The sequence below is a fragment of the Pantoea sp. PSNIH1 genome, from assembly GCF_007680655.1.
Lineage (GTDB): Bacteria > Pseudomonadota > Gammaproteobacteria > Enterobacterales > Enterobacteriaceae > Pantoea > Pantoea eucrina.
On sequence record NZ_VEIP01000009.1, the window covers coordinates 22,939 to 45,399 of the forward strand.

The window sequence follows — 22,461 nt, forward strand, 5'->3', positions numbered from 1 at the left end:
GCAGGGCGCGCCTGAAACCGGCCTCTATGCGTGGCTGTAGCGTTCAGTTTCCGGCAGCCAGCGCTCAATCAGCGCCTGTGCCTGTTCGGGGTAATATTGATGGATATGGCGCGCCACGCGCTGCACTTCGGGGATCATGGCCTGATCGCGCAGCAGGTCAGCGACCCTGAATTCAGCGTTGCCGGTCTGCCGCGTGCCCAGCAGCTCGCCGGGGCCGCGAATTTCAAGATCGTGCTGCGCAATCACAAAGCCGTCGTTGCTGTCGCGCAGTACCTGCAGGCGACGCTGAGCGGTTTTGCTCAGCGGGGCTTTATAAAGCAGCACGCAGTGTGAGGCGACAGCGCCGCGTCCGACGCGTCCACGCAGCTGATGCAGCTGTGCCAGACCGAGCCGCTCCGGGTTTTCGATGATCATCAGGCTGGCGTTAGGGACATCCACGCCAACCTCAATAACGGTAGTGGCGATAAGCAGCTGGATCTCGTTCGCTTTGAACGCGGCCATTACCGCCTGCTTCTCTGCGGGCTTCATCCGACCGTGCACCAGGCCGGTGCGCAGATCGGGTAATGCCACGCTCAGCTCCTGCCAGGTCGCTTCAGCGGCCTGCGCTTCCAGCACGTCCGATTCATCAATCAGGGTGCAGACCCAGTAGGCCTGACGTCCCTCCAGGCAGGCGCTTTTTACGCGTTCAATAATCTCGCTGCGGCGCGTGTCCGGAATGGCAACCGTTGTGACCGGCGTGCGGCCCGGCGGCAGCTCATCGATTGTCGAGGTGTCGAGATCGGCGTAGGCGGTCATCGCCAGCGTGCGCGGAATGGGTGTCGCGGTCATAATGAGCTGATGCGGATGAAAACCCTGCTCTTCGCCTTTTTCCCACAGCGCCAGCCGCTGATGCACACCAAAGCGGTGCTGCTCATCAATAATCACCAGCGCCATGCCGCTGAACTTCACCTGCTCCTGAAACAGCGCGTGCGTGCCCACCACCATCGCCACCTGACCACTGGCGATCGCCGCCTGCTGCGCTTCGCGCGCTTTGCCTTTCTGCTTGCCGGCGAGCCAGCCAACCTCGATGCCGAGCGGCGCAAACCACTGACGGAAATTTGCAGCGTGCTGCTCGGCCAGCAGTTCAGTCGGCGCCATCAGCGCCACCTGTTTGCCGTGGGCAATGACGTTCAGCGCTGCCAGAGCCGCCACCAGCGTTTTACCGGAGCCGACATCGCCCTGTACCAGGCGCAGCATCGGATAGTCATTAGCCAGATCGCGCTCAATCTCTTTTACCACGCGCTGCTGCGCGCCGGTCGGAGAGAAAGGCAGCGCGGCCAGCAGCCTGTCCACCAGCGTATGGCAGGGGGTCAGCGGCAGCGCATGATGACGCTGTGCGCCCGCGCGCACGGCCAGCATGCTGAGATTATGCGCCAGCAGCTCTTCAAGAATTAATCGCTTCTGTGCCGGATGGCGGCCGGTTTCCAGTTCGCTGAGCCGGAGATCGGGCGGCGGCCGGTGCAGCGTGCGCAGCGCATCAGGCAAGCTGATCAGCCCGCCGCTCAGCTCTGACGGCAGCAGCTCAGCGATCGCACAGCTCTCCAGGAGAGTCAGCGCCTGGTCGGTAAGATTGCGCAGCGTGGCCTGACGTATCCCCTCCGTGGTGGGATAGACCGGCGTCAGGGTTTCCTGCAGCTCAACGCCGCCCTGCTCACCCTGAACGCGGTATTCAGGATGGATAATTTCGGCGCCGCGCTGTCCGCGCTTGATCTCACCATAAGCGGCGACCCGGCGACCCGGCGCCAGGCTGTTTTTCATGCCGGCGGTGAAGTTAAAAAAGCGCAGAGTGGCAATCCCGCTGCCGTCACCAATCTGGCATACCAGCATGCGGCGGCGACCAAAGGTGACTTCGCTGTTCAGCACTTCGCCTTCGATGGTGGCCCAGATACCAGGCAGCAGATCGTTAATTTTGTAGAGCTGGGTGCGATCTTCATAGCGCAGGGGCAGGTGCAGCAGCAGATCCTGGATAGTAAACAGGCCGAGTCTGGCCAGCTTAGCGGCCTGGCTGGCGCCGACGCCGGTCAGGGTACTGAGCGGTATGGCATCCAGCAGCCGGCCTTTCATTTCCGACCCGTGGCTTGCATGGCGGACCACCAGCTGGCATCAGCATCGATGCCACCCTGCATGTTGATCTGCGGATAGGGCAGGCCTTTCTGCTTCGCCACGCGGGCGAGAACCGGATAGCCGCCTTCAAACAGCAGACGCTGCTGCTCTTCTTCATCCAGCAGGCTGTGCTTACGCTGATACATGCCGGCATTCTGTCGCTGGCGCTGTGCTTCATACAGAATCAGCGCCGAGGCCACAGAGACATTCAGCGACTGCACCATACCCACCATCGGAATAATAATATCCTGGTCAGCCAGCGCCAGCGCGTCGGCGGTGATGCCGGTTTTTTCCTGACCCATCAGAATGCAGGTCGGGCGGGTGTAATCGATAGCGCGAAAGTCGACCGCCTTGTCTGAAAGATGGGTGGCGAGCACCTGCATGCCGCGATCTTTCAGATGGCGTACCGCTTCCGTAATGTGCGTATGGGTTTTAACTTTTACCCAGCTGTTGCTGCCTGCGGAGGCCGAAACCATCGTGCGCATCCGCACGCTGGGCCAGACGGCGTGAACCTCATGAATGCCCACTGCGTCTGCCGTGCGGATCACCGCAGAGACATTGTGCGGCTTGTGCACCTGCTCCATGCAGACGGTGAGATCGTGCTGACGCAGCGCCAGCATTTCCTGAATTCGGGCAAAACGTTGAGCATTCATGCATTAATTACGGTTACGGTGGACTTTAATCACATCCGGCATCACGCGAATTTTGCGCATGATGTTTGCCAGATGGACGCGATCGTTAGCAGTCAGACGGATAAAGGCGCTGTAGACGCGGCCATCGCGCTCTTCGGTATTCAGGCTCTGAATATTCGATCCCGCCGTGTTAATGGCGGCGGTCAGGTTCGCCAGCGCACCCTGGTGGTTAAACATATCCACCTTAATCTCCGCCACGAATTCCTGATCGGTTACCTTATCCCACTCTACAGCCATAAACTTCTCGGGCTCTTTCTGGTAGCCACGGATATTACGGCACGATTCATGGTGTACGACCAGACCCTTGCCAGGGCTGACGTGTGCGACAATCGGGTCGCCGGGAATAGGACGGCAGCACTTGGCGAAAGTGATCAGTACGCCATCCGCGCCTTTAATCGGCAGTTTTTTGCTGCGCTTGCTGCTCTGCGCCGCATCCGCAGCGGACTGCAGCAGGTTTTTCGCTACGACCACGCTCATGGCGTTGCCCAGACCAATTTCAGCCAGCAGATCGTCCATGCTGGCGAGCTTCATACGCTCCAGCTCCAGCTGCACGTTTTCTGCCGGTATCTCAGCCAGCTTTTTACTGCCGCCCAGCGCATGGCTCAGCAGACGACGCCCGAGGTTAACGGAATCTTCACGCTTGAGGTTTTTCAGCAGCTGACGGATCTTGGCGCGCGCTTTTGAGCTGACCACAAAGTTGAGCCAGGCAGCGTTCGGGCGTGCGCCAGGCGCGGTGATAATCTCGATTGTCTGTCCGCTGGTCAGCGGCTGTGACAGCGGATAGGGCTGGCGATCGACGCGCGCGCCGACACAGGCGTGGCCAATGTCGGTATGTACCGCGTAGGCGAAATCGACCGGCGTCGCACCAGCAGGCAGCTCAACGATGCGGCCTTCCGGCGTAAATACGTAGATCTCATCCGGAAACAGATCGGATTTAACACTTTCGATAAATTCAAACGAGCTGCCAGCGCTTTGCTGCAGCTCCAGCAGGCTCTGCAGCCATCGCTGAGCGCGGATCTGTGCGGTCGTGCCGCTTTCGCCCGCTTCTTTATAGGCCCAGTGGGCTGCCACCCCCATCTCTGCCATTTGATCCATATCTTCGGTACGGATCTGCACTTCAACCGGCACGCCGTGCGGGCCAATCATGGAAGTGTGCAGGGATTGATAGCCGTTGGCTTTGGGAATAGCGATATAATCTTTGACGCGGCCGGGACGCGGCTTATACAGGCTGTGCATCTGACCCAGCACGCGATAGCAGGTGTCGAGATCTTTCACCACCACGCGGAATGCGTAGATATCCATGATCGAGTGAAAACGCTGCTCTTTGAGGTGCATTTTGCGGTAGATCGAGTAAAGATGCTTTTCGCGTCCGCTGACGCGGCAGGGAATGCCCGCCTCCAGCAGACGCCCGTCAATTTCTGACAGGATCTTCTGAATCATCTCTTTACGATTACCGCGCGCCGCTTTGACCACCTCTTTGATCACCCGAAAACGATTAGGGTAGAGCGCTTCAAATCCCAGCTCTTCCAGCTCTGTTTTCAGATGATGAATACCAAGACGGTGCGCCAGCGGGCTGTAAATCTCCAGCGTCTCCAGCGCAATGCGGCGTTTTTTATCCGGACGCAGGGCGCCCAGCGTGCGCATATTGTGCGTGCGGTCAGCCAGCTTGATCAGAATGACGCGGATATCCTGCACCATCGCCATGATCATTTTGCGGAAGTTTTCAGCCTGCGCTTCTTTCTTGTCGCGGAACTTCAGCTTGTCGAGCTTGGATACGCCTTCCACCAGTTCAGCCACGCTCTTGCCAAACAGCTGTTCCATGTCCTGATAGGTGGCAGGTGTATCTTCGATCACATCATGAAGCAGCGCGGCCATCAGCGTTTCATGGTCGAGTTTCATCTCGGCCAGAATGCAGGCCACGGCAACAGGATGGGTGATGTAGGGCTCACCGCTGGAGCGAGTCTGTCCCTCGTGAGCATCACGTGCGACAAGGTAGGCTTGCTTGAGGCGCTTGATTTGCTCCTCAGGCAAGTATTTTTCAATCAGCTGATTGAGGCTTTCAAACAGATACAAGGTTGACCTGCAGAGTGCGGTTAACGACGACCTTCAGCGATAGCGGTAACGGCTTGCAACTCAGCGGCTTCCTGCTCTTGCTGTTCCTGACGATCACGCACATCCAGAATCTGGTTGGTGATCAGGCCTTCTTCGATTTCGCGCAGGGCGATAACGGTGGCTTTATCGTTCTCTTCCGGAACCAGCGGGTCTTTGCCGCCTACCTGCATCTGACGTGCACGACGTGCAGCGACCAACACCAGGTCAAAACGGTTACCAATTTTCTCTACTGCGTCCTGAACGGTTACGCGTGCCATAGGTGTGCTACTCCACAGATGATGAAGAAATGACTGGGCATAATACTGAAACTGAATTCAGACTGCCAATAGTTTGCTGATTAAAGCATCATGACGCGCTTTCTGGCGTCCCATACGCAGACGTTCTGCGCGAATAATGGTTTTCAGATCGGACAGCGCCAGATCGAAATCATCATTAACAATCAGGTAATCGTATTCAGCATAGTGGCTCATTTCCGCCACGGCCTGCGCCATGCGGCGGGCGATAACCTCTTCGCTATCCTGACCACGGCCGCGCAGGCGGCGATCCAGCTCTTCGGTTGACGGCGGCAGGACAAAAATACTGCGTGCTGCAGGCATTCTGCTGCGGATCTGCTGCGCGCCCTGCCAGTCGATATCCAGAAAGACATCCACGCCGGTGGCCAGAACCTGCTCAATCGCGGCACGGGATGTACCGTAATAGTTGCCAAACACTTCGGCATGCTCGAGGAACGCATCCTCAGCAATCATGCTTTTGAATTCAGCTTTGGAAACAAAAAAGTAGTGCTCACCATGCGCTTCGCCAGGCCGCATGTCGCGGGTGGTATGCGATACCGACACCTGCGTGTCGTAGAGCGGTTGTGTCTTTAACAGCGCCTGAATCAGGCTGGATTTACCCGCGCCGCTGGGGGCGGAAACAATATAAAGCGTGCCTTGAGCCATGGTTATCTTGAATTGAGTAAAGAGCGGAGTCGATTTCCTGCACAGTATACACGGGTTAGGGCCGCCACGCAGCGTTTGCCGCGCAGGTAAGGCAATTCTTTTCTGCGAACAGGCGCAAACCACGCGGTAACAGAGAGTAAAACGTCAGATTTGTGCGCGAGCGCGATTCCATACTCTGCGCAGGCTACTGGCTATGACCACCGCCGCACGCTTCAATCAGCAAAAAGGAGAGCGGCAATGAAACGATGGCTGTGGTTAGGTCTCTGCCTGCTGAATGCAGAAAGTCGGGGAAAAGCGCTGTGCCCCGTCTGGTCGCCGGTGCGGGCGCAGCAGGAGATAACGCGCCTGCAGGAGCAGCTGCGTCACTGGGACAACGTTTACTACCAGCAGGGGGCGTCGCCGGTCAGCGATGATGACTATGACAGTCTGCTTTCCCGGCTGCAGCAGTGGCAGCGCTGCTTTGTACCCGGCGAACCGGTACATGAAACCGCGCTGCCAGCCAGCCGTGGCGCGCCACATCCGGTTGCGCATACCGGGGTGCGCAAGCTGCGCGACAGGCTGGCGGTTGCTTACTGGATGCAGCATAAATCCACGCTCTGGGTTCAGCCTAAAGTCGATGGCGTGGCCGTCACGCTGCTCTATCGTCACGGCAGGCTGACGTCGCTTATCAGCCGTGGCGATGGCGTGCGCGGTGAGGAGTGGCGCGACAAAGCCGCACATATTCCGGCTATTCCGCAGCGGATTGAGACTTCGCTGGCGGAGGTTGTCCTGCAGGGAGAGCTGTTTCTGCAGATGACCGGTCACCAGCAGGCGCGCGATGGCGGAGCCAATGCGCGGGCGCAGGTGGCCGGCGCGATGATGCGGCGCGAGATCGGTCCGCTGCTGAAACGCACCGGGCTGTTTATCTGGGCGTGGCCGGACGGCCCCCCGGACATGACGGAAAAACTTACGCAGCTGTCGCGCTGGGGCTTTGATCTTGCCCGGCAGTGGAGCCAGCCGGTCAGTGATGAAGAACAGGTTGCCGCGTGGCGCGAGCGCTGGTTTCGCGCCGCGCTGCCGTTTGCCACCGATGGCGTGGTGATCCACGCTGCGCCTTCTGCTGCCGGGCGGGACTGGCAGCCAGGACAGGGAAGCTGGTCCGCCGCATGGAAATATCAGCCTGCCGAAGTCAGCAGCGAAGTGCGTGCCGTTACGTTTTCCATTGGCCGCACCGGGAAAGTTGCGGTGGTGCTGAACCTGCAGCCGGTGCAGGCAGAGGATAAAACCATCCGGCGTATCAGCATCGGCTCTGTTGCACGCTGGCGCGCGCTGGATGTGATAGCCGGCGATCAGGTCACGCTGACGCTGGCCGGGCTGGGGATCCCACGTCTGGAGCGGGTGATCTGGCGGGTGGCGGAACGCCACTATCCGGAACCGCCCGCCAGTGATGATTTTCACGCTACCAGCTGTCTGCATATTACGCCTGCCTGTCGTGCGCAGTTTCTTTCCCGCCTGAGCGGGCTGAGCCAGAAAACCGTACTCGATATTGCCGGTATGCAGCGCAGCAGCTGGCAGCGCCTGGTACAGCACGGTGCGCTGACGCACCTGTTTTCATGGCTGACGCTGACGCCAGAGCAGATTGCCGCAGCGGAAGGCATATCGCCGGCGCGGGCGCAGCGTATCTGGCTCAGTTTCAGGCTGACGCGTCAGCAGCCGCTGCGACGCTGGATCGCGGCGCTGGGCCTGCCGCTGCCGCGTCAGGCGCTTGCGTCCCTGCCGGATACGCAGTGGGAAGCGCTGCTGGCACGCACCGGGGCGGACTGGCAGCAGCTGCCGGGGGTTGGCGACGTGCTGGCGCAGCGGCTGGTCACCATGCTGCAGACGCCTCAGCTGCGTGAGCTAATCGCGTTTCTGCAGCAGCAGGGCATTCCGGCCGCTCCCTCAGTGTTCAGGATGGGGATAGTTGAAGACCGGCAGGCCGAGACGGAAACGCAGGGCGAGCAGGCGGGCAGCAAAACCGAACAGCAGGGTGATAATGACCACCGCTTCATGCGCCAGAGAGGTTTTCAGCAGCAGGATATAGATCCAGCCAGATGCGAAGGCGATACCGGCATACAGCTCTTTCTGGAACACCAGCGGAATGCGGTTGCAGAACATATCGCGCAGCACGCCGCCAAATACGCCGGTGATGACCGCAGCAATTGCGGCGATGATCGCTGCGTGGCCGGAATCCAGCGCGACCTGCGCACCAATAATCGAGAACACCACCAGGCCCAGCGCATCAAGTACCAGAAACACTTTGCGCAGGTGATTCATCAGCGGTGCAACAAAAGTGGTGACCACCGCTGCCGCCGCAACAATCATGATGTACTCCGGATGCTTTACCCAGCCGAGCGGGTAGTGACCCAGCAGAATATCGCGCACCGAGCCGCCTCCGATTGCGGTGACAGAAGCGATGATAATAACGCCAAACAGATCCATTTTGCGCCGGCCTGCAGCCAGCGCGCCGGTCATCGCTTCAGCGGTAATGCCGATAAGGTAGAGAACAGTTAATAGCATGGGGGGCTCCAGCAGTCTGGCCGGCAAGGCTAAAGCCTCCGCGGCGCAGAGACTATTGAGATTTTTTCAACTGAACGGCGTCAGATTAGAATAGATAATGTGATGATTAAGAAAAGGCAGGCAGGGAAGGGGATAAACAAAATGCGTCAATATTTGTGATAAAAAAATATGATGCGGGGAAGCCTGTTTTCAGACGAGGATCGATTAAATCGCCTGCAGCGCAGAAAAGAAAAAAGCGTGCTGTTAACCAGCACGCGAACGCATCGGACAGATGCCCAGAGCCCACCATACAGACTTGTTGTTATTATCCGTTTCTTGCTCGCACGCTGGCGAATTCTTTCAGGCTAAAACGGTACGCAGGCTGGAACCAGGCGCGACCGTAGTAGCAACAGAGCAGCATTCTGACGGAGACCAGCGCAAGGTATCCCCAGACCGCGCATAGCGCCGACGGCATCAGCCACACCGTAAAGAGTGTTGCCGCCAGGCCCGCTGCTACCGAGGTGATCTCAATAAAAGCGATACGCGTAAACTGCTTTTCCCGCTGCAGGATAGCCCGGTAGTGCTGCCCCTGCGGGATAATAATAAATATTACCGACATCATCTCCAGCATAACCGCAAGATGCGGCTGCTGCGCTATTATAGCGCTATAAATGTCACTGCCAATAAACAATGCTGCAAAAATAAATAAGCCGGTAAAAATACTTCCCCAGTAAAGAACGGACATTTCGCTATTATTAAAGCTTATTTTGCGAATTATTTTATTATTAAAGCCGCGATCGGCAAGTGTATCGATAACCAGCAGAGCCAGTATGGCGATAACCAGCAGGTTTAATTCATTCGCCTGCAAAGTCTGCGCCAGCAGCGTCAATTGTAAAACGCCAATGCCAATAATTTTTGCTGAAGAGAGAAGCGACCATTTGGCGCTGGACAGCTCTCTTTCACGTATCGCCACAGTATGCTCATTATGGTACATGTACCATCACAGTTAAGGAGTTGTACAGAGCAGAAGCGGCACGCCCTGCACCTTAGTGCAGCACATCCTGACGCAATCCTGAGATACCTTTCAGGTTTTGCCATTTATAAATACACTGCAGCAAATGGTGTTCTGAAAATAGCGCAATACCGCAGGCGTTTATTATTTCTTTTGTCTGCACGGTATCTCCTCCGGTACGGAGGAAATCCGTGAGATCGTTATAAAATCCTTTTGTATTATTATAATCCCCGGCCAGCATCCGTCTGGCAATCTCAACGAATTCTTTTTCTGACAACAAAGGATAAGTTGAGCGATCCATGTTTTTCCCTGTTTTTATTATTAAGTCTTGCTGTGTGTGAATACGTTATACAGTTTTTTATTTAATTTAACACCATGAGAAAATTCCTATAAACAAACTTTAGAAATTAATGGTTTCAGACTATGCATTAAAATAGTTAAGCAGCGATGTTTCTGACTAATTAATATTTTCAGGAAACTGTCTTATTTCTCTCAGCGCCTGACCTCCAAATGATATGAATATCTTTTTATATCAATACCTTTACAGGATTACGTCATGCGGTCAGCCAGGAATTTTCCTGTTAACAACGCTTTAGCCTGGCTGGGGATACGGTGCTGAAATCGGAGAAAAAACCACGAAACAGTTAAGGAGTACTGCGCAAAAAAAATGCAGTTTTTTTTGTAATTGCGCCCAGCAATGGCTGGGAAATCAGGATTTATGTAAGCGTTTGATTCTAGTGAGTTAAAAGATAAAGTAATCTTTCCATGTCGGCGCGCAGGGCCGCCACTTCCTGCACGAAGTGCGCATCGGAAGTAAAAGGCTGACAGTAGAGCACGGCCACAAGTTCAGCTCCCTGGCCATTAGCAATCACGCGCATCGGCATGTAGCGCTCTTTACCGCTGCCGTTATCTGTCCAGTAGTCCATAACGCCAAACGGATTATGCGGGGTAAAACGCAGTTTCAGCGAATTCTCTCCGCGCTTTGCCCGCCAGTATTGTCCCTCCTGCACCAGTGTTGCGCCGTTCAGGTCGCTTACCCATTTTGCAAAACAGGTGGGTTGCCAGATGGTTTCATACAGATCCAGCCAGTTACGCGGCACGGTAAGCGTGAGAGTCTGTGAGGGCAGCATAATGCCTCCTGAGGCAGTGTCATTCATAATGAACTCACCCTATCGGAAGCTGACCGGGCTGCCTATGACGCAACAGAAAAAGTGTGGTGCAGCAGAGGTTTTTTGCGCTATGGCCGGTGAAGCCGCGCCGCCGGCAGGAGGATGGCTGTTACGTGAGGGGGCAGGGCAGCCGGCAGCGGATGCTGCCAGCGGGTGGATCCTGATTACCGGAGCGGCAGTCCGCACGAAAGAGGAAATGCATGCGGACCGTTATTGCGCAGATCAGACGTAAAGAGAGGCTTCACCTGGCGGACGCGTTTTGAAACGACGATGCAGCCACAGGTACTGCTCCGGCGCACGCAGGATCTCTTTTTCAATCACTCTGTTCATATAGGCAGCGGCAGCGGCTTCATCTTCATGCGGATAGCCTTCCAGTTCCGGCTGAATGATGAGCTGGTATCCGGTTTTATCCGGATTGCGGATCAGGACAATCGTCAGCATTGCGGGCCGCGCAAGACGCGACAGAACAAAAGTACCGTTCGTGGTAGCGGCTTTCTCTACTGCAAACAGCGGTGCAAATACGCTGCCTTTCGGACCGTAATCCTGATCGGGGGCAAACCAGACGGCTTCGCCCTGCTTCAGCGCCTGCACCATGCCGCGTAGATCGCGACGGTCAATCATCGCTTTATTGGAACGCATACGGCCTCTGGTCTGCGCCCACTCCATCGCCTGATTGTTATGCGGACGATACATGGCCATCATTGGCTGACAGAGACCGGTAATGCGGCCGCCCAGCTCCAGCGACATAAAGTGCACGCCGATAACCATCACGCCGCGCTGCTGATTCTGCGCATTCTGCAGGTTAGCAATGCCGCTGACGTCAAACAGACGACGAACCCGCGCATCTGACCAGAACCATGCGATACCGGTTTCCGCCAGCGCCATGCCGAGCGACTCAAAGTTGCCGGCAATCATGACCTCTTTCTCTTCTTCATTAATATGCGGGAAGCAGAGTTCAATATTGCGACGGGTGATGCGTTCGCGCCGCTTGAGGAAATGGCGCGAGAGTTTACCCGCCGTTGCCCCGAGACGGATCAGAACGGGATAGGGAAGCTGCACCAGCAGCCAGAGCACGGCCAGACCGAACCAGGTAAACCAGTAACGGGGATGCAGCAGTGTGGAGCGAAACTGTCCGGTTTTCTTCATAGCACCTTCATAGGTAGAGTAAATGTAACGCGCTAAGAAGTCGGTCCATGGTTCCTGGTGCGGTACAACTGTAGTAATTACGACCGGCACTTTAGCAAATAGTGCCTTAGGAATTCTGCTAACTTTAGTATCTTTAGGATTGATGGAATTTATGGAACCCGGGACATTACCGGCTGCAGGAAGGATGAGTTTTCTATTAATTGAGTAAAATCAATCAGATAAAATAGCAGTATTAATGCTGAAGATACCGCAGATATGTCAGGACAGGTCAGCAGCAGACACAGCTGTACATCATTGCACGCACAATGCTTACATTGCAAAAGATAAAAAATAGTCTAGCGAAAGGGTTGCTGCCTGAACCTGCTGCTGCGGGCTCAGGCAGAGATGCTGCTGAGGCTGGCAGATGAAACGTTATTCGATGTTCTGAATCTGCTCGCGCATCTGCTCAATCAGCACCTTCAGCTCAATGGCTGAAGCGGTGATATCTGCATTGATCGATTTAGAGGCTAAGGTGTTCGACTCGCGGTTAAACTCCTGCATCATAAAGTCGAGGCGACGGCCGACCGCTTCCTTCTTCTTCAGGATGTTGTAGGTCTCTTTAACATGCGCGTCGAGGCGATCCAGCTCCTCCGCCACGTCAACGCGCTGGGCCATCATGACCAGTTCCTGCTCCAGACGATTATTCTCCAGCTGAACTTCTGCCTCTTCCAGCCGGGTCACCAGGCGTTCGCGCTGCCATTTCAGCACGTCCGGCATCTGCGCACGTACTTTGCTGACTTCCTGCGATACGCCCGCAAGACGCTGCTCAATCAGACTCTTCAGCGCGTTACCTTCACTTTCACGCGCTTCGATAAAGTCATCCAGCGCGCCATCCAGCGCCGTCAGCAACTCAGCATTAATGGCGTCCAGATCCTGCTCCGGTGCTGACATTACACCCGGCCAGCGCAGAATATCCAGCGGATTAATGGCACCCTCATCGCTCTGCATTTTTACCCAGTTGGCAGCCTGCACCAGCTGTTTTGCCAGCGCTTCGTTCAGTTGCAGCTCGCCCTGTGCGCCCGGATCGGCATCAAAACGCAGATGGCACTCAATTTTGCCGCGCGTCAGGCGGGTGCGGATGCGCTCGCGGATCACCGGCTCCAGGCCGCGGAACTGTTCCGGCAGGCGAATATAGGTTTCCAGATAGCGCTGGTTCACCGAGCGCAGTTCCCAGGTCGCGCTGCCCCAGCTGCCTTTGGCTTCGCGACGGGCGTAAGCGGTCATACTGCGGATCATAAGCTTGTACTCTTTCAGGGAATGTTCTGCGCATTATAGCGGCGTGCGGTGCGGCGGGATAGGGATAGCAAAACGCTGCTATGTTTAGAGCAGGCCTACTGATCCTGAGCGAGCATATTACCCGGCGATGATGATGTCCGATCTGTTTCGTACTCCGTATAAGTCTTTTTGCAGCCTGGTGGCACTGCTGCTGCTGGCCGGATGTCAGACTGCACCCGCGCGCCTGCAGCCGATCCCGCAGCACAACGCACCGGTGGCGCTGTGTGGTGCCGGAGAGATGATGATGCAGACCACGCTGTGGCTGAGTGCAGTGCCGGAGCGGGAATGGCAGCCGTTTCTGCGTGAGGAGCTGATGCCGCACTTTGGCGATACGCTGACAAGCTATGACGCCGCAGGAAAGGGAGAAGCGCGCCGGGTTGTAGTGCTGCTCTATCCGCCGGATGTCGCCTTTTCTGCCGTGATTGAGCGCGCGCGCGACCGGTATCGTACGCGCTTTAACGCCAAAACCACTACCCGCATCGATACGCTGGTCTGCGCCGCGGTCCGCTGAGCAGAAAGAGAATCGTCGATCTGCTCCACGCGCGCGGGACAGCTGCGGCTGAAGTCCGTATAATGCGCAGCCAAACTCAAGCAAGCCGGAGAGAACCTATGCGTCCTGCAGGCCGTAGCACTTCTGAAGTGCGCCCCGTTACCCTTACCCGTCACTACACCAGACACGCCGAAGGCTCGGTTCTGGTTGAATTTGGTGAAACCAAAGTGCTCTGCACCGCGACCGTCGAGGAAGGCGTGCCGCGTTTTCTTAAGGGTAAAGGTCAGGGCTGGGTAACCGCAGAATATGGCATGCTGCCGCGTTCAACCCACAGCCGCATGGCGCGCGAAGCGGCCAAAGGCAAGCAGGGTGGCCGTACGCTGGAGATCCAGCGTCTGATTGCCCGCTCGCTGCGTGCTGCGGTTGACCTCGCCGCGCTGGGTGAATACACCATCACGCTGGATTGCGATGTAATTCAGGCGGACGGCGGCACGCGTACCGCGTCAATTACCGGCGCCTGCGTGGCGCTGGCGGATGCGCTGAATGCGCTGGTTGCCGCAGGTAAACTGAAGAGCAGCCCGCTGAAAGGCATGGTAGCCGCTATCTCCGTCGGTATCGTTGGCAGCGAGGCGCTGTGCGATCTGGAGTATGTTGAAGATTCCGCAGCGGAAACGGATATGAACGTGGTGATGATGGAAGATGGCCGCATGATTGAGGTGCAGGGCACCGCAGAAGGCGAGCCGTTCAGCCACGAGGAGCTATTAACACTGCTGGCGCTGGCGCGAGGCGGGATTGAACAGTTGATTCAGGCGCAGAAGGCTGCGCTATCCAGTTGATGTACTAAGGCGACTCCCGGGTCGCCTTTTCTTTATTTGAGGAGTGAGAGATGAAAGCCTGGCAGCGTCAGTTTATTGAATTTGCCCTGAATAAAGGGGTGCTGAAATTTGGTGAGTTTACCCTGAAGTCGGGGCGAAAAAGCCCCTACTTTTTTAATGCCGGCCTGTTTAACAGCGGACGCGATCTGGCCCTGCTGGGGCGTTTCTATGCGCAGGCGCTGGTTGACGGCGGTGTCAGTTTCGACCTGCTGTTTGGCCCGGCGTATAAAGGTATTCCCATCGCCACGACCACCGCCGTGGCGCTGGCCGACCATCACGATCGCGACGTGCCCTACTGCTTTAACCGTAAAGAAGCAAAAGATCACGGTGAAGGCGGTTTGCTGGTGGGCAGCCCGCTGGAAGGCAAAGTGATGCTGGTTGATGATGTGATCACCGCCGGTACGGCGATTCGCGAATCGATGGACATTATCAGCGCGCATCATGCCACGCTGGCTGGCGTCCTGATTTCACTCGATCGCCAGGAGCGCGGGCGCGGGGAGATATCAGCGATTCAGGAAGTCGAGCGCGACTATCACTGTACGGTTACCGCCATTATTACCCTGAGCGATCTGATTGATTATCTGGCTGAGAAGCCGGAGATGGCAGACCATCTGGCGAAGGTACGCGCTTACCGTAACGAATACGGTATCTGAAACCGCGCTGCGGCCGCCATCAGTGACGGCCGCAGCATGCGCGCTGATGCACGCCTGGCCCGGCAGGCAAGAGGTTAAATCAGCTGCGCGGCTATCAGCGGCCAGCGGCTGTCAAACTCCGCGGTCGGACTGTAGCGAAACTCAGAACGGACAAAGCGCGACAGCAGGCCTTCACAAAACGCCAGCAGCTGGCTGGCCAGCAGGGCCTCATCTGTCCGGAACCCCTCTCCGTCGCGGATTTTCTTTTCGCGCATTACCTGACGCATCTGCGTTTCAATGCGCTCAAACAGCTGGTTGATACGTCCCTGCAGGCGATCCTGTTCAAACATCAGCGCGTGGCCGGTCAGAATACGCGTCAGCCCCGGATTACGCTCACCAAATCCCAGGATCAGCTGCACAATCAGACGCAATCGTGTCGTGGTCTCTTTTTCGTCATTCAGGATCAGATTGATGCGGGTAATCAGACTCTCTTCGATAAACTCAATCAGACTGTCAAACATCCGTGTTTTACTGGGGAAGTGGCGGTAGAGGGCCGCCTCGGAAACGCCTACGTTAGCGGCCAGCCGGGCGGTGGTAATTCGCTGGGTGCCATCCCCTGACTCCAGCATCTGCGCCAGCGTCTGCAAAATCTCTTCGCGACGATTCCTTTTCGCGACTTTTTTCTCTGCCATGACCTTCAACACCCCTGAAATTCATTAAATACAGGCAATACCTGCCTGTCTGCCACAGGTAATTACCTGCAGCGACATGCGTTAACAAGATGGCTAAATGAAGAGTGGTAACTTACTGACGGCCAGAGTGGCCAAACCCGCCTGCACCGCGATCGCTGGTGTCAAAATCTTCGACCAGGTTAAATTCCGCCTGTACCACCGGCACAAACACCAGCTGCGCCAGACGATCGCCCGGCTGCAGGGTAAAGTGCTCCTGACCGCGGTTCCAGACTGAAACCATAAGCTGTCCCTGGTAGTCAGAATCGATCAGGCCGACCAGATTACCGAGCACGATACCGTGCTTGTGGCCCAGGCCGGAGCGCGGCAGGATCACCGCGGCCAGCGTCGGGTCAGCGATGTGGATGGCGAGGCCGGTTGGTACCAGGGTAGTCATGCCTGGCGCGATCTCCAGCGCCTCATCAAGGCAGGCGCGTAAGTCGAGACCTGCAGAACCAGAGGTGGCGTAAGCGGGCAGCGGAAAGTCGCTGCCAACGCGCGCATCAAGAATTTTAACGTCTATTTTTTTCATCATAACGGCTGACTATCTCGTCTATTAACTGTTGGCCAAGGAGCGACTTATCGCTGAGCGGTAAACGTTTTTCTCCCTCCTGCCAGAAAAGGTGAAGCGCATTGGTGTCGCTGTTAAAACCCTGACCCGCCTGCGCGACATCGTTAGCGCAAATCAGATCCAGATTTTTCCGTACGCGTTTTTGCCGCGCGTATTCTTCCACATTCCGGGTTTCGGCGGCAAATCCCACCACGTAGGGACGATTCTCCTGCAGTGCCGCCACGCCGGCGACAATGTCCGGATTCTTCACCAGCTGCAGCGTGACGTTATCGTCGTCACCCTGTTTTTTCATTTTTTCAGCTGCAACGGTTGCCGCGCGATAGTCCGCCACGGCGGCACTGGCAATAAAGATATGCTGCTGGCCGATTTGCGCCATGACCGCCGCCTGCATCTCCAGCGCGGTCGTCACGTCGATACGCTGCACGCCGGCGGGGGCGGCCAGCGTGACCGGACCGGAGACCAGCGTGACGCGCGCACCGCGCCGGGCCGCGGCGGCGGCTATCGCGTAGCCCATTTTGCCTGAGCTGTGGTTGCTGATATAGCGCACCGGATCCAGCGCTTCGCGGGTCGGACCCGCGGTAATCATGATACTGAGATGCTGCAGATCGCGGACTGGCTCGGCCCACTCAAGCGCATGCGCCACAATCGCCAGCGGATCGAGCATACGGCCTGGTCCTGTGTCACCGCACGCCTGGCTGCCGCTATCCGGTCCCCAGATCATGACGCCGCGCTGCTGCAGGCGCTGCAGGTTCTCCTGCGTAATGGCGGCACGGTACATCTGCTGATTCATCGCCGGTACCAGCGCCAGCGGCGCGTCGCTGGCGAGACAGGCGGTAGTCACCAGATCGTTAGCCATCCCGGCAGTTATACGGGCGATTAAATCAGCCGAGGCGGGAGCCAGTACAATCAGGTCAGCCCATTTCGCCAGCTCAATATGGCCCATCGCGGCTTCGGCAGCGGGATCGAGCAGGTCATCAAACACCGGGTAGCCGGAGACCGCCTGCAGACTGAGCGGGGTAATAAAGGCGCGGGCTGCGGAGGTCATCATTACGCGCACCTCGGCGCCGCGATCGCGCAGACGTCGCACCAGCTCCGGCGCTTTATAGGCAGCGATACCGCCGCTGACGCCCAGCAGAATTTTTTTCCCGGCTAATCCAGTCATGTTGTTTGCCTCAACTTAACGCATGATGCCGCGCCCGGCGCAGCAGACAGGCCAACTTTATCATAAAACCGCCCGGCCGCCTGTTCACCGACCGTGCCCTTTGCGAGGCATCTCTGAAAAGAGAAATGCAGCACTGGCATCGCTGACCGCCAGCGCGCATCCTGACGCTCCGCCACAGGGAGTAGCGCAATGAAGAAACTGGCACCACGGGAAAAACTGATACAGGCGGGCGCAGAGTCGCTGGATGATGCCGAGCTGCTGGCGATTTTTCTGCGCACCGGTACGCGCGGCATCAGCGTTATGACGCTGGCGCGGCAGATGCTCAATGAGTTTGGCTCACTGTATCGCATCATGACCGCCAGCGAGCGAGAACTGAGCCTGATTAAAGGCGTTGGCCGGGCAAAGCTGACCCAGCTGCACGCGATAGCCGAGCTGGGACGGCGTTTTTTTGCCAGCCAGCTGGCGCGTGAAAATGTGATGGAGAATCCGCAGGTCACACGTCACTATCTGCAAAGCGTACTGGCCCATGAGAAGCGGGAGATTTTCATGGTGCTGTTTCTTGATAACCAGCATCGCGTATTGCAGGCGCAGAAGATGTTTTCCGGCTCAATCAGCAGCGTGGAGGTTCATCCGCGCGAAATTGTGCGGGAAGCGCTGAAAATTAACGCTGCAGCGGTGATTCTGGCGCACAATCACCCTTCGGGACACGCCGATCCGAGCCGTGCCGATCGGGAAATTACCACCAAAATTGCCCAGGCCTGCGCGCTGCTGAGTATTCGCCTGCTGGACCATCTGGTGATCGGTCACGGCGAGTTTACCTCATTCGCTGAGCGCGGCTGGCTATAGTTTTACGCCTCAATCGGGCAGAAATGCGGCGTTTTTGCGCGATCCGGAGGGATCTTTATCTGTTCGGGACTTGAGCACTTGAGCTGAGCGGCGTATACTACGCCACCTTTGAGAATCTCGGGTTTGGCGTTTGGGCCAGCTTAGCGGGTTCACATGGAACTCGCCTGGCGGGCTAAGGCCTGACGAGGCGGCCAAAACCTATGTTTTTAAAGCTCGAGCTGATTTGATTTTTGGAGAATAGAAATGTCACGAGTCTGCCAGGTAACTGGAAAGCGTCCGGTGACCGGTAACAACCGTTCCCACGCAATGAACGCGACGAAACGCCGTTTCCTGCCGAACCTGCACTCTCACCGTTTCTGGGTTGAGAGCGAGAAGCGCTTCGTTACTCTGCGTGTATCTGCTAAAGGTATGCGTGTTATTGATAAAAAGGGCATCGATACGGTTCTGGCCGAAATCCGCGCCCGTGGTGAGAAGTACTAAGGAACTGAATCATGGCTAAAGGTATTCGTGAGAAGATCAAGCTGGTTTCCTCTGCTGGTACAGGTCACTTCTATACCACCACGAAGAACAAGCGTACTAAACCTGAGAAACTGGAACTGAAAAAGTTCGATCCGGTTGTACGCCAGCACGTGATCTACAAAGAAGCCAAAATTAAGTAATTTTGGTGTTCTTGCGAAAAACCCGGCTCCGGCCGGGTTTTTTGTTTGTGCGCTATGTCAACACGTTGAGGAGATGCGATGCCTGAATTACCTGAGGTAGAAACCAGCCGACGCGGTATTGAGCCTCACCTGGTGGGGGAAACCATTCTGCACGCTATTGTGCGCAATGGGCGCCTGCGCTGGCCGGTTTCCAGTGAAATACACGCGCTGAGCGATCAGCCGGTACTGAGCGTGCAGCGGCGGGCAAAGTATCTGCTGCTGGAGCTGCCCCATGGCTGGATCATCATTCATCTCGGCATGTCCGGCAGCCTGCGCATTCTGCCCGGTGAACAGCCGGCAGAAAAGCATGACCATGTCGATCTGGTCATGAGTAACGGCAAAGTGCTGCGCTATACCGATCCGCGACGTTTTGGCGCGTGGCTCTGGAGCGCCGATCCGGCGGGCAGCAGCGTGCTGGCCCATCTTGGACCGGAGCCGCTGAGCGACGCCTTCAGCAGTGACTATCTGTTTACCCGCTCGCGCGGCAAGCGTACCGCCATCAAGCAGTGGCTGATGGACAATAAAATTGTGGTCGGGGTGGGCAATATTTACGCCAGTGAGTCGCTGTTCACCGCCGGTATACTGCCGGATCGGGCGGCGGGAAGCCTGAGCGAGGCGGAAGCGACGCTGCTGGTGGACACGATAAAAGCGGTGCTGCTGCGCTCCATTGAGCAGGGAGGCACCACGCTGCGCGATTTTTTACAGACCGACGGAAAGCCTGGCTATTTTGCTCAGCAGCTGCAGGTTTACGGCCGCGCTGGCGAACCCTGCCGCGCCTGCGGCACGCCGATCCTCAGCGGCCGGCATGGACAGCGCAGCACCTTCTGGTGTCCGCACTGCCAGCACTGATCACGGCTGCTGCAGTCTGGCCAGCAGCGCCTGATGAATGACGGCAGGCAGGAATGCCTGTACGTCACCGCCGTGACGCGCCACCTCTTTAACCAGCGATGACGACACAAATGAGAAGCCCTGCGACGGCAGCAGAAACACCGTTTCCAGCGCGGGCAGCAGATGGCGGTTCATCTGTGCCAGCTGTGATTCGTACTCAAAATCAGCCACCGCCCGCACGCCGCGGACCAGTACGTTCGCCTGCTGCGTCCGGGCAAAATCAGCCATCAGCTCATTAAAGCCCACGACCTCAACGTTAGTCAGGTGCGCTGTGGCCTGACGCGCTAAATCGACGCGTTCGTCCAGCGTAAACAGCGGTTTCTTACCGGGGCTGGCAGCAATCGCCACGACCAGGCGATCAAACATGCGGGCCGCGCGCGTGACAATATCAAGGTGTCCGAGCGTCATCGGGTCAAACGTGCCGGGATATATCGCTTTCGTACTCATACGCGGCCTTGTGCAGAAGTATGGTGCAGCGCCCAGAGCGCGGCATATTTATTGAACGTGTACTGTGCGTTAACCACTGCCAGGATCCAGCCCTGCTTCCCGTCAAGAAAGCCGGCGCGCAGCAGCAGCGTTTTAGCAAACGCCCCCAGCGTATGGGAGAAAATAGCGAACAGGCCGCAGCGCTTGCCGCGCTGAAAGCGCTCCTGCGCCCAGGCTTCGGCATAGTTCATCTGCTTACGCTGAAACGTTATCAGATCGCGGCAGGTGAGGTGCGCCAGATCGCCAGGCAGCGCCACCACGGGCGCGCCCTGCGTCTCCAGCGACTCATGCACCAGATTGTCGTTATAGCTGAGATGGCGCGGATAGAGACGCATCACGCGATCCGGATACCAGCCGCTGTGACGCATAAAACGGCCGAGGAAAAAATTGCTGCGGCTAAGGCTATAAACCGTGGCAGAAGGCGGCTGGCACAGCACCTGCTCAATTGAGCGGCGCAGCGCCGGAGTCACGCGCTCGTCAGCATCCAGCATCAGGATCATCTCTCCGGTAGCGAATGCCTGCGCGCGCTGGCGCTGCTTGCCATAGCCTGCCCACGGCAGCGCTTCATACACCTGCGCGCCCTGCGCCCGGGCAATCTCTGCAGTGGCGTCACTGCTGCCCGAATCGAGCAGGATAATTTCATCGGCCCAGGCAACAGATGCCAGCGCGTCAGGCAGAAGTTCAGCTTCATTCCGGGCGATCATCACGACCGAAAGACGTTGGCGTTGTGACATAAATTAGTGTGCTCGCGGTGGCAGATGAGGCTCCAGCAGCTGCAGCAGGCGCTGCAGCGCGCCCTGATTCTGATGCAAAACCTCAACGGCGTGACGGCCATAATAGCGACGATAGTCATCATCCTGCAGCAGATTGGCGACCTCTTTCTCCAGCGCAGCGGCGTCGCTGACCGTGATCAGCCCCTCTGCCTGCTGCAATTTGGCGCAGATATCTTTGAAGTTCCAGGTGTGCGGCCCCATCAACACCGGGATGGCATGAGCAGCAGGTTCGAGCGGGTTATGACCGCCGCGTTCAACCAGACTGCCGCCGACAAAAGCGAGGTCGGCAATGCCATACAGCAGCATCAGCTCGCCCATGGTGTCGCCAATCACGACCTGTGTGGCGGCGGAAGGAACCGCACCGCTGCTGCGCAGCATAAACGTAAAGCCGCGCTTTTGCGTCAGATGGCACGCATCCTTAAAGCGTTCCGGATGACGCGGCACCAGGATCAGCAGCAGATCGGGAAACTGCAGCAGCAGCTGGCGGTGGGCATCCAGCACGATGGCCTCTTCACCTTCGTGAGTGCTGGTGGCAATCCACACCGGACGGCGCGATGCCCACTGACGCCGCAGCGTAACGGCTCTGGCCGCCAGCTCTGGCGTAACGGAGATATCAAATTTCAGGCTGCCGGTGACCGCCAGGTGCGACCGTTTCAGGCCCAGGCTGAGAAAGCGGTCGCCATCTTCGCTGTTCTGCGCCGCGATAAGCGTGATGCTCTGCAGCAGATCGCGCATAAAGCCACCCAGCTTTTTATAGCCGCGGGCGGAACGCTCAGAGAGACGGGCGTTGGCGATGACCAGCGGAATCTCGCGCTGGTGCAGGATGCGAATGATATTTGGCCACAGCTCGGTTTCCATGATGATCACCAGACGCGGATCAACCGTATCCAGAAACCGGTTAATGGCACCGGGCAGATCGTACGGCAGGTAAACATGGTGCACATCTTTACCAAATGCCGACTGCGCGCGCTCTGAGCCGGTGGGCGTCATGGTGGTCACGGTGATGGGCAGTGACGGATAGCGATGGCGCAGCGCCCGCACCAGCGGTACTGCAGCCAGCGTTTCACCTACCGATACTGAATGCAGCACGATACCGTGCGGCTCAACCTTGCCGGTGCAGTAGCCATATCGCTCAGCCCAGCGTTTACGGTAGGCCGGCGCTTTGCGACCGCGCAGCCACAGGCGCAGCCAGATAAATGGCTGAATCAGATAGAGCAGGGCGGTATACAGGGTCGTCATAGTTATCGTTACGACATATTCGCGTCAAAAA

General features: G+C 57.2%; 24 protein-coding genes and 1 pseudogene. 8 read left to right on the forward strand and 17 right to left on the reverse strand.

The features are described from left to right. Positions 1-24: 24 nt before the first annotated feature. Genes recG through gmk form a run of 5 tightly spaced genes read right to left on the reverse strand, consistent with a single transcriptional unit; the run spans position 25 to position 5,884 of the window. Positions 25-2,103 (reverse strand): ATP-dependent DNA helicase RecG, encoded by a 2,079-nt coding sequence (recG, locus tag FS690_RS16495; RefSeq protein ID WP_145339919.1) that lies wholly within the window; start codon positions 2,101-2,103, stop codon positions 25-27. Next, positions 2,100-2,795 carry a tRNA (guanosine(18)-2'-O)-methyltransferase TrmH gene (trmH, locus tag FS690_RS16500; RefSeq protein ID WP_039381320.1) on the reverse strand — a complete coding sequence of 232 codons (696 nt, stop codon included), beginning with the start codon at positions 2,793-2,795 and terminating at the stop codon, positions 2,100-2,102. The genes recG and trmH overlap by 4 nt, the downstream gene beginning before the upstream one ends. Positions 2,796-2,798: 3 nt before the next feature. Next, a complete protein-coding gene (gene spoT, locus FS690_RS16505; RefSeq protein WP_039381317.1) occupies positions 2,799-4,907 on the reverse strand; it encodes a bifunctional GTP diphosphokinase/guanosine-3',5'-bis pyrophosphate 3'-pyrophosphohydrolase in 2,109 nt (702 codons plus the stop codon). Positions 4,908-4,927: 20 nt separating this feature from the next. Continuing rightward, a complete protein-coding gene (gene rpoZ, locus FS690_RS16510; protein ID WP_013511051.1) occupies positions 4,928-5,203 on the reverse strand; it encodes a DNA-directed RNA polymerase subunit omega in 276 nt (91 codons plus the stop codon). A 57-nt stretch (positions 5,204-5,260) separates the two neighbouring features. After that, positions 5,261-5,884: a guanylate kinase gene (gene gmk / locus FS690_RS16515; RefSeq protein WP_104086040.1), complete on the reverse strand. Its 624-nt coding sequence runs from the start codon at positions 5,882-5,884 to the stop codon at positions 5,261-5,263. Between the two features lie 237 nt (positions 5,885-6,121). On the opposite strand from gmk, the pseudogene ligB reads away from it, so the two are divergent. Then, positions 6,122-7,858: pseudogene (gene ligB / locus FS690_RS16520) on the forward strand (NAD-dependent DNA ligase LigB); the annotation flags it as partial. Here ligB and FS690_RS18585 read toward each other — a convergent pair. The 6 genes from FS690_RS18585 to FS690_RS16545 all read right to left on the reverse strand — a co-directional run bounded on the left by FS690_RS18585 (position 7,805) and on the right by FS690_RS16545 (position 13,003). Beyond that, positions 7,805-8,422: a trimeric intracellular cation channel family protein gene (locus FS690_RS18585; RefSeq protein WP_071668661.1), complete on the reverse strand. Its 618-nt coding sequence runs from the start codon at positions 8,420-8,422 to the stop codon at positions 7,805-7,807. The pseudogene ligB and the gene FS690_RS18585 sit on opposite strands and share 54 nt — an antisense overlap. A 304-nt stretch (positions 8,423-8,726) precedes the next feature. After that, positions 8,727-9,374, reverse strand: coding sequence for an oligosaccharide flippase family protein (locus tag FS690_RS16525; protein ID WP_186368996.1), 648 nt, complete (start codon positions 9,372-9,374; stop codon positions 8,727-8,729). A gap of 73 nt (positions 9,375-9,447) precedes the next feature. Then, the gene (locus FS690_RS16530) at positions 9,448-9,714 is read right to left on the reverse strand and encodes a hypothetical protein (protein ID WP_071668654.1); all 267 of its coding nucleotides are present in this window, start codon (positions 9,712-9,714) and stop codon (positions 9,448-9,450) included. Positions 9,715-10,147: 433 nt separating this feature from the next. Beyond that, positions 10,148-10,543, reverse strand: a complete 396-nt coding sequence (locus tag FS690_RS16535) for a polyketide cyclase (protein WP_071668653.1) — start codon at positions 10,541-10,543, stop codon at positions 10,148-10,150. Positions 10,544-10,804: 261 nt separating this feature from the next. Next, positions 10,805-11,728 (reverse strand): kdo(2)-lipid IV(A) palmitoleoyltransferase, encoded by a 924-nt coding sequence (lpxP, locus tag FS690_RS16540; protein ID WP_094111960.1) that lies wholly within the window; start codon positions 11,726-11,728, stop codon positions 10,805-10,807. Between the two features lie 411 nt (positions 11,729-12,139). Next, positions 12,140-13,003, reverse strand: a complete 864-nt coding sequence (locus FS690_RS16545; RefSeq protein WP_039381293.1) for a YicC/YloC family endoribonuclease — start codon at positions 13,001-13,003, stop codon at positions 12,140-12,142. Between the two features lie 133 nt (positions 13,004-13,136). On the opposite strand from FS690_RS16545, the gene FS690_RS16550 reads away from it, so the two are divergent. The 3 genes from FS690_RS16550 (at position 13,137) to pyrE (ending at position 15,060) form a co-directional block, all read left to right on the forward strand. Then, the gene (locus FS690_RS16550; protein WP_158249875.1) at positions 13,137-13,553 is read left to right on the forward strand and encodes a DUF3574 domain-containing protein; all 417 of its coding nucleotides are present in this window, start codon (positions 13,137-13,139) and stop codon (positions 13,551-13,553) included. 98 nt (positions 13,554-13,651) lie between these two features. Beyond that, on the forward strand, positions 13,652-14,368 hold the full coding sequence (gene rph, locus FS690_RS16555) for a ribonuclease PH (RefSeq protein WP_094111962.1): 717 nt from the start codon (positions 13,652-13,654) through the stop codon (positions 14,366-14,368). Positions 14,369-14,418: 50 nt separating this feature from the next. Further along, positions 14,419-15,060: an orotate phosphoribosyltransferase gene (gene pyrE, locus FS690_RS16560; protein ID WP_039381285.1), complete on the forward strand. Its 642-nt coding sequence runs from the start codon at positions 14,419-14,421 to the stop codon at positions 15,058-15,060. A 74-nt stretch (positions 15,061-15,134) separates the two neighbouring features. Here the strand turns inward: pyrE and slmA are convergent, their stop codons facing one another. The 3 genes from slmA to coaBC form a co-directional block, all read right to left on the reverse strand. Continuing rightward, positions 15,135-15,731, reverse strand: a complete 597-nt coding sequence (gene slmA / locus FS690_RS16565) for a nucleoid occlusion factor SlmA (protein ID WP_094111963.1) — start codon at positions 15,729-15,731, stop codon at positions 15,135-15,137. 112 nt (positions 15,732-15,843) lie between these two features. After that, entirely contained in the window at positions 15,844-16,302 is a 459-nt protein-coding gene (gene dut / locus FS690_RS16570; RefSeq protein WP_039381277.1) for a dUTP diphosphatase, read from the reverse strand. Beyond that, positions 16,280-17,500 (reverse strand): bifunctional phosphopantothenoylcysteine decarboxylase/phosphopantothenate--cysteine ligase CoaBC, encoded by a 1,221-nt coding sequence (gene coaBC / locus FS690_RS16575; protein ID WP_071668651.1) that lies wholly within the window; start codon positions 17,498-17,500, stop codon positions 16,280-16,282. The genes dut and coaBC overlap by 23 nt, the downstream gene beginning before the upstream one ends. 189 nt (positions 17,501-17,689) lie before the next feature. Between coaBC and radC the strand changes: the two genes are divergently transcribed. The 4 genes from radC to mutM all read left to right on the forward strand — a co-directional run bounded on the left by radC (position 17,690) and on the right by mutM (position 19,893). Further along, entirely contained in the window at positions 17,690-18,346 is a 657-nt protein-coding gene (gene radC / locus FS690_RS16580) for a DNA repair protein RadC (protein WP_104086047.1), read from the forward strand. 243 nt (positions 18,347-18,589) lie between these two features. After that, positions 18,590-18,826, forward strand: coding sequence for a 50S ribosomal protein L28 (gene rpmB / locus FS690_RS16585; protein WP_010616494.1), 237 nt, complete (start codon positions 18,590-18,592; stop codon positions 18,824-18,826). Between the two features lie 11 nt (positions 18,827-18,837). Beyond that, positions 18,838-19,005: a 50S ribosomal protein L33 gene (gene rpmG / locus FS690_RS16590; RefSeq protein WP_001051798.1), complete on the forward strand. Its 168-nt coding sequence runs from the start codon at positions 18,838-18,840 to the stop codon at positions 19,003-19,005. Positions 19,006-19,083: 78 nt separating this feature from the next. Continuing rightward, positions 19,084-19,893 (forward strand): bifunctional DNA-formamidopyrimidine glycosylase/DNA-(apurinic or apyrimidinic site) lyase, encoded by an 810-nt coding sequence (gene mutM, locus FS690_RS16595; protein WP_039381267.1) that lies wholly within the window; start codon positions 19,084-19,086, stop codon positions 19,891-19,893. On the opposite strand, the gene coaD is transcribed toward mutM, so the two are convergent. From coaD to waaA, 3 genes are read right to left on the reverse strand one after another with little or no spacing between them, the layout of a single operon-like run. Beyond that, on the reverse strand, positions 19,894-20,379 hold the full coding sequence (gene coaD / locus FS690_RS16600; protein ID WP_039381263.1) for a pantetheine-phosphate adenylyltransferase: 486 nt from the start codon (positions 20,377-20,379) through the stop codon (positions 19,894-19,896). It lies immediately after the preceding gene. Next, positions 20,376-21,152, reverse strand: coding sequence for a glycosyltransferase family 2 protein (locus FS690_RS16605; protein ID WP_071668649.1), 777 nt, complete (start codon positions 21,150-21,152; stop codon positions 20,376-20,378). The genes coaD and FS690_RS16605 overlap by 4 nt, the downstream gene beginning before the upstream one ends. A 3-nt stretch (positions 21,153-21,155) precedes the next feature. Continuing rightward, positions 21,156-22,430, reverse strand: a complete 1,275-nt coding sequence (gene waaA / locus FS690_RS16610; RefSeq protein WP_145339921.1) for a lipid IV(A) 3-deoxy-D-manno-octulosonic acid transferase — start codon at positions 22,428-22,430, stop codon at positions 21,156-21,158. Positions 22,431-22,461 lie beyond the last annotated feature (31 nt).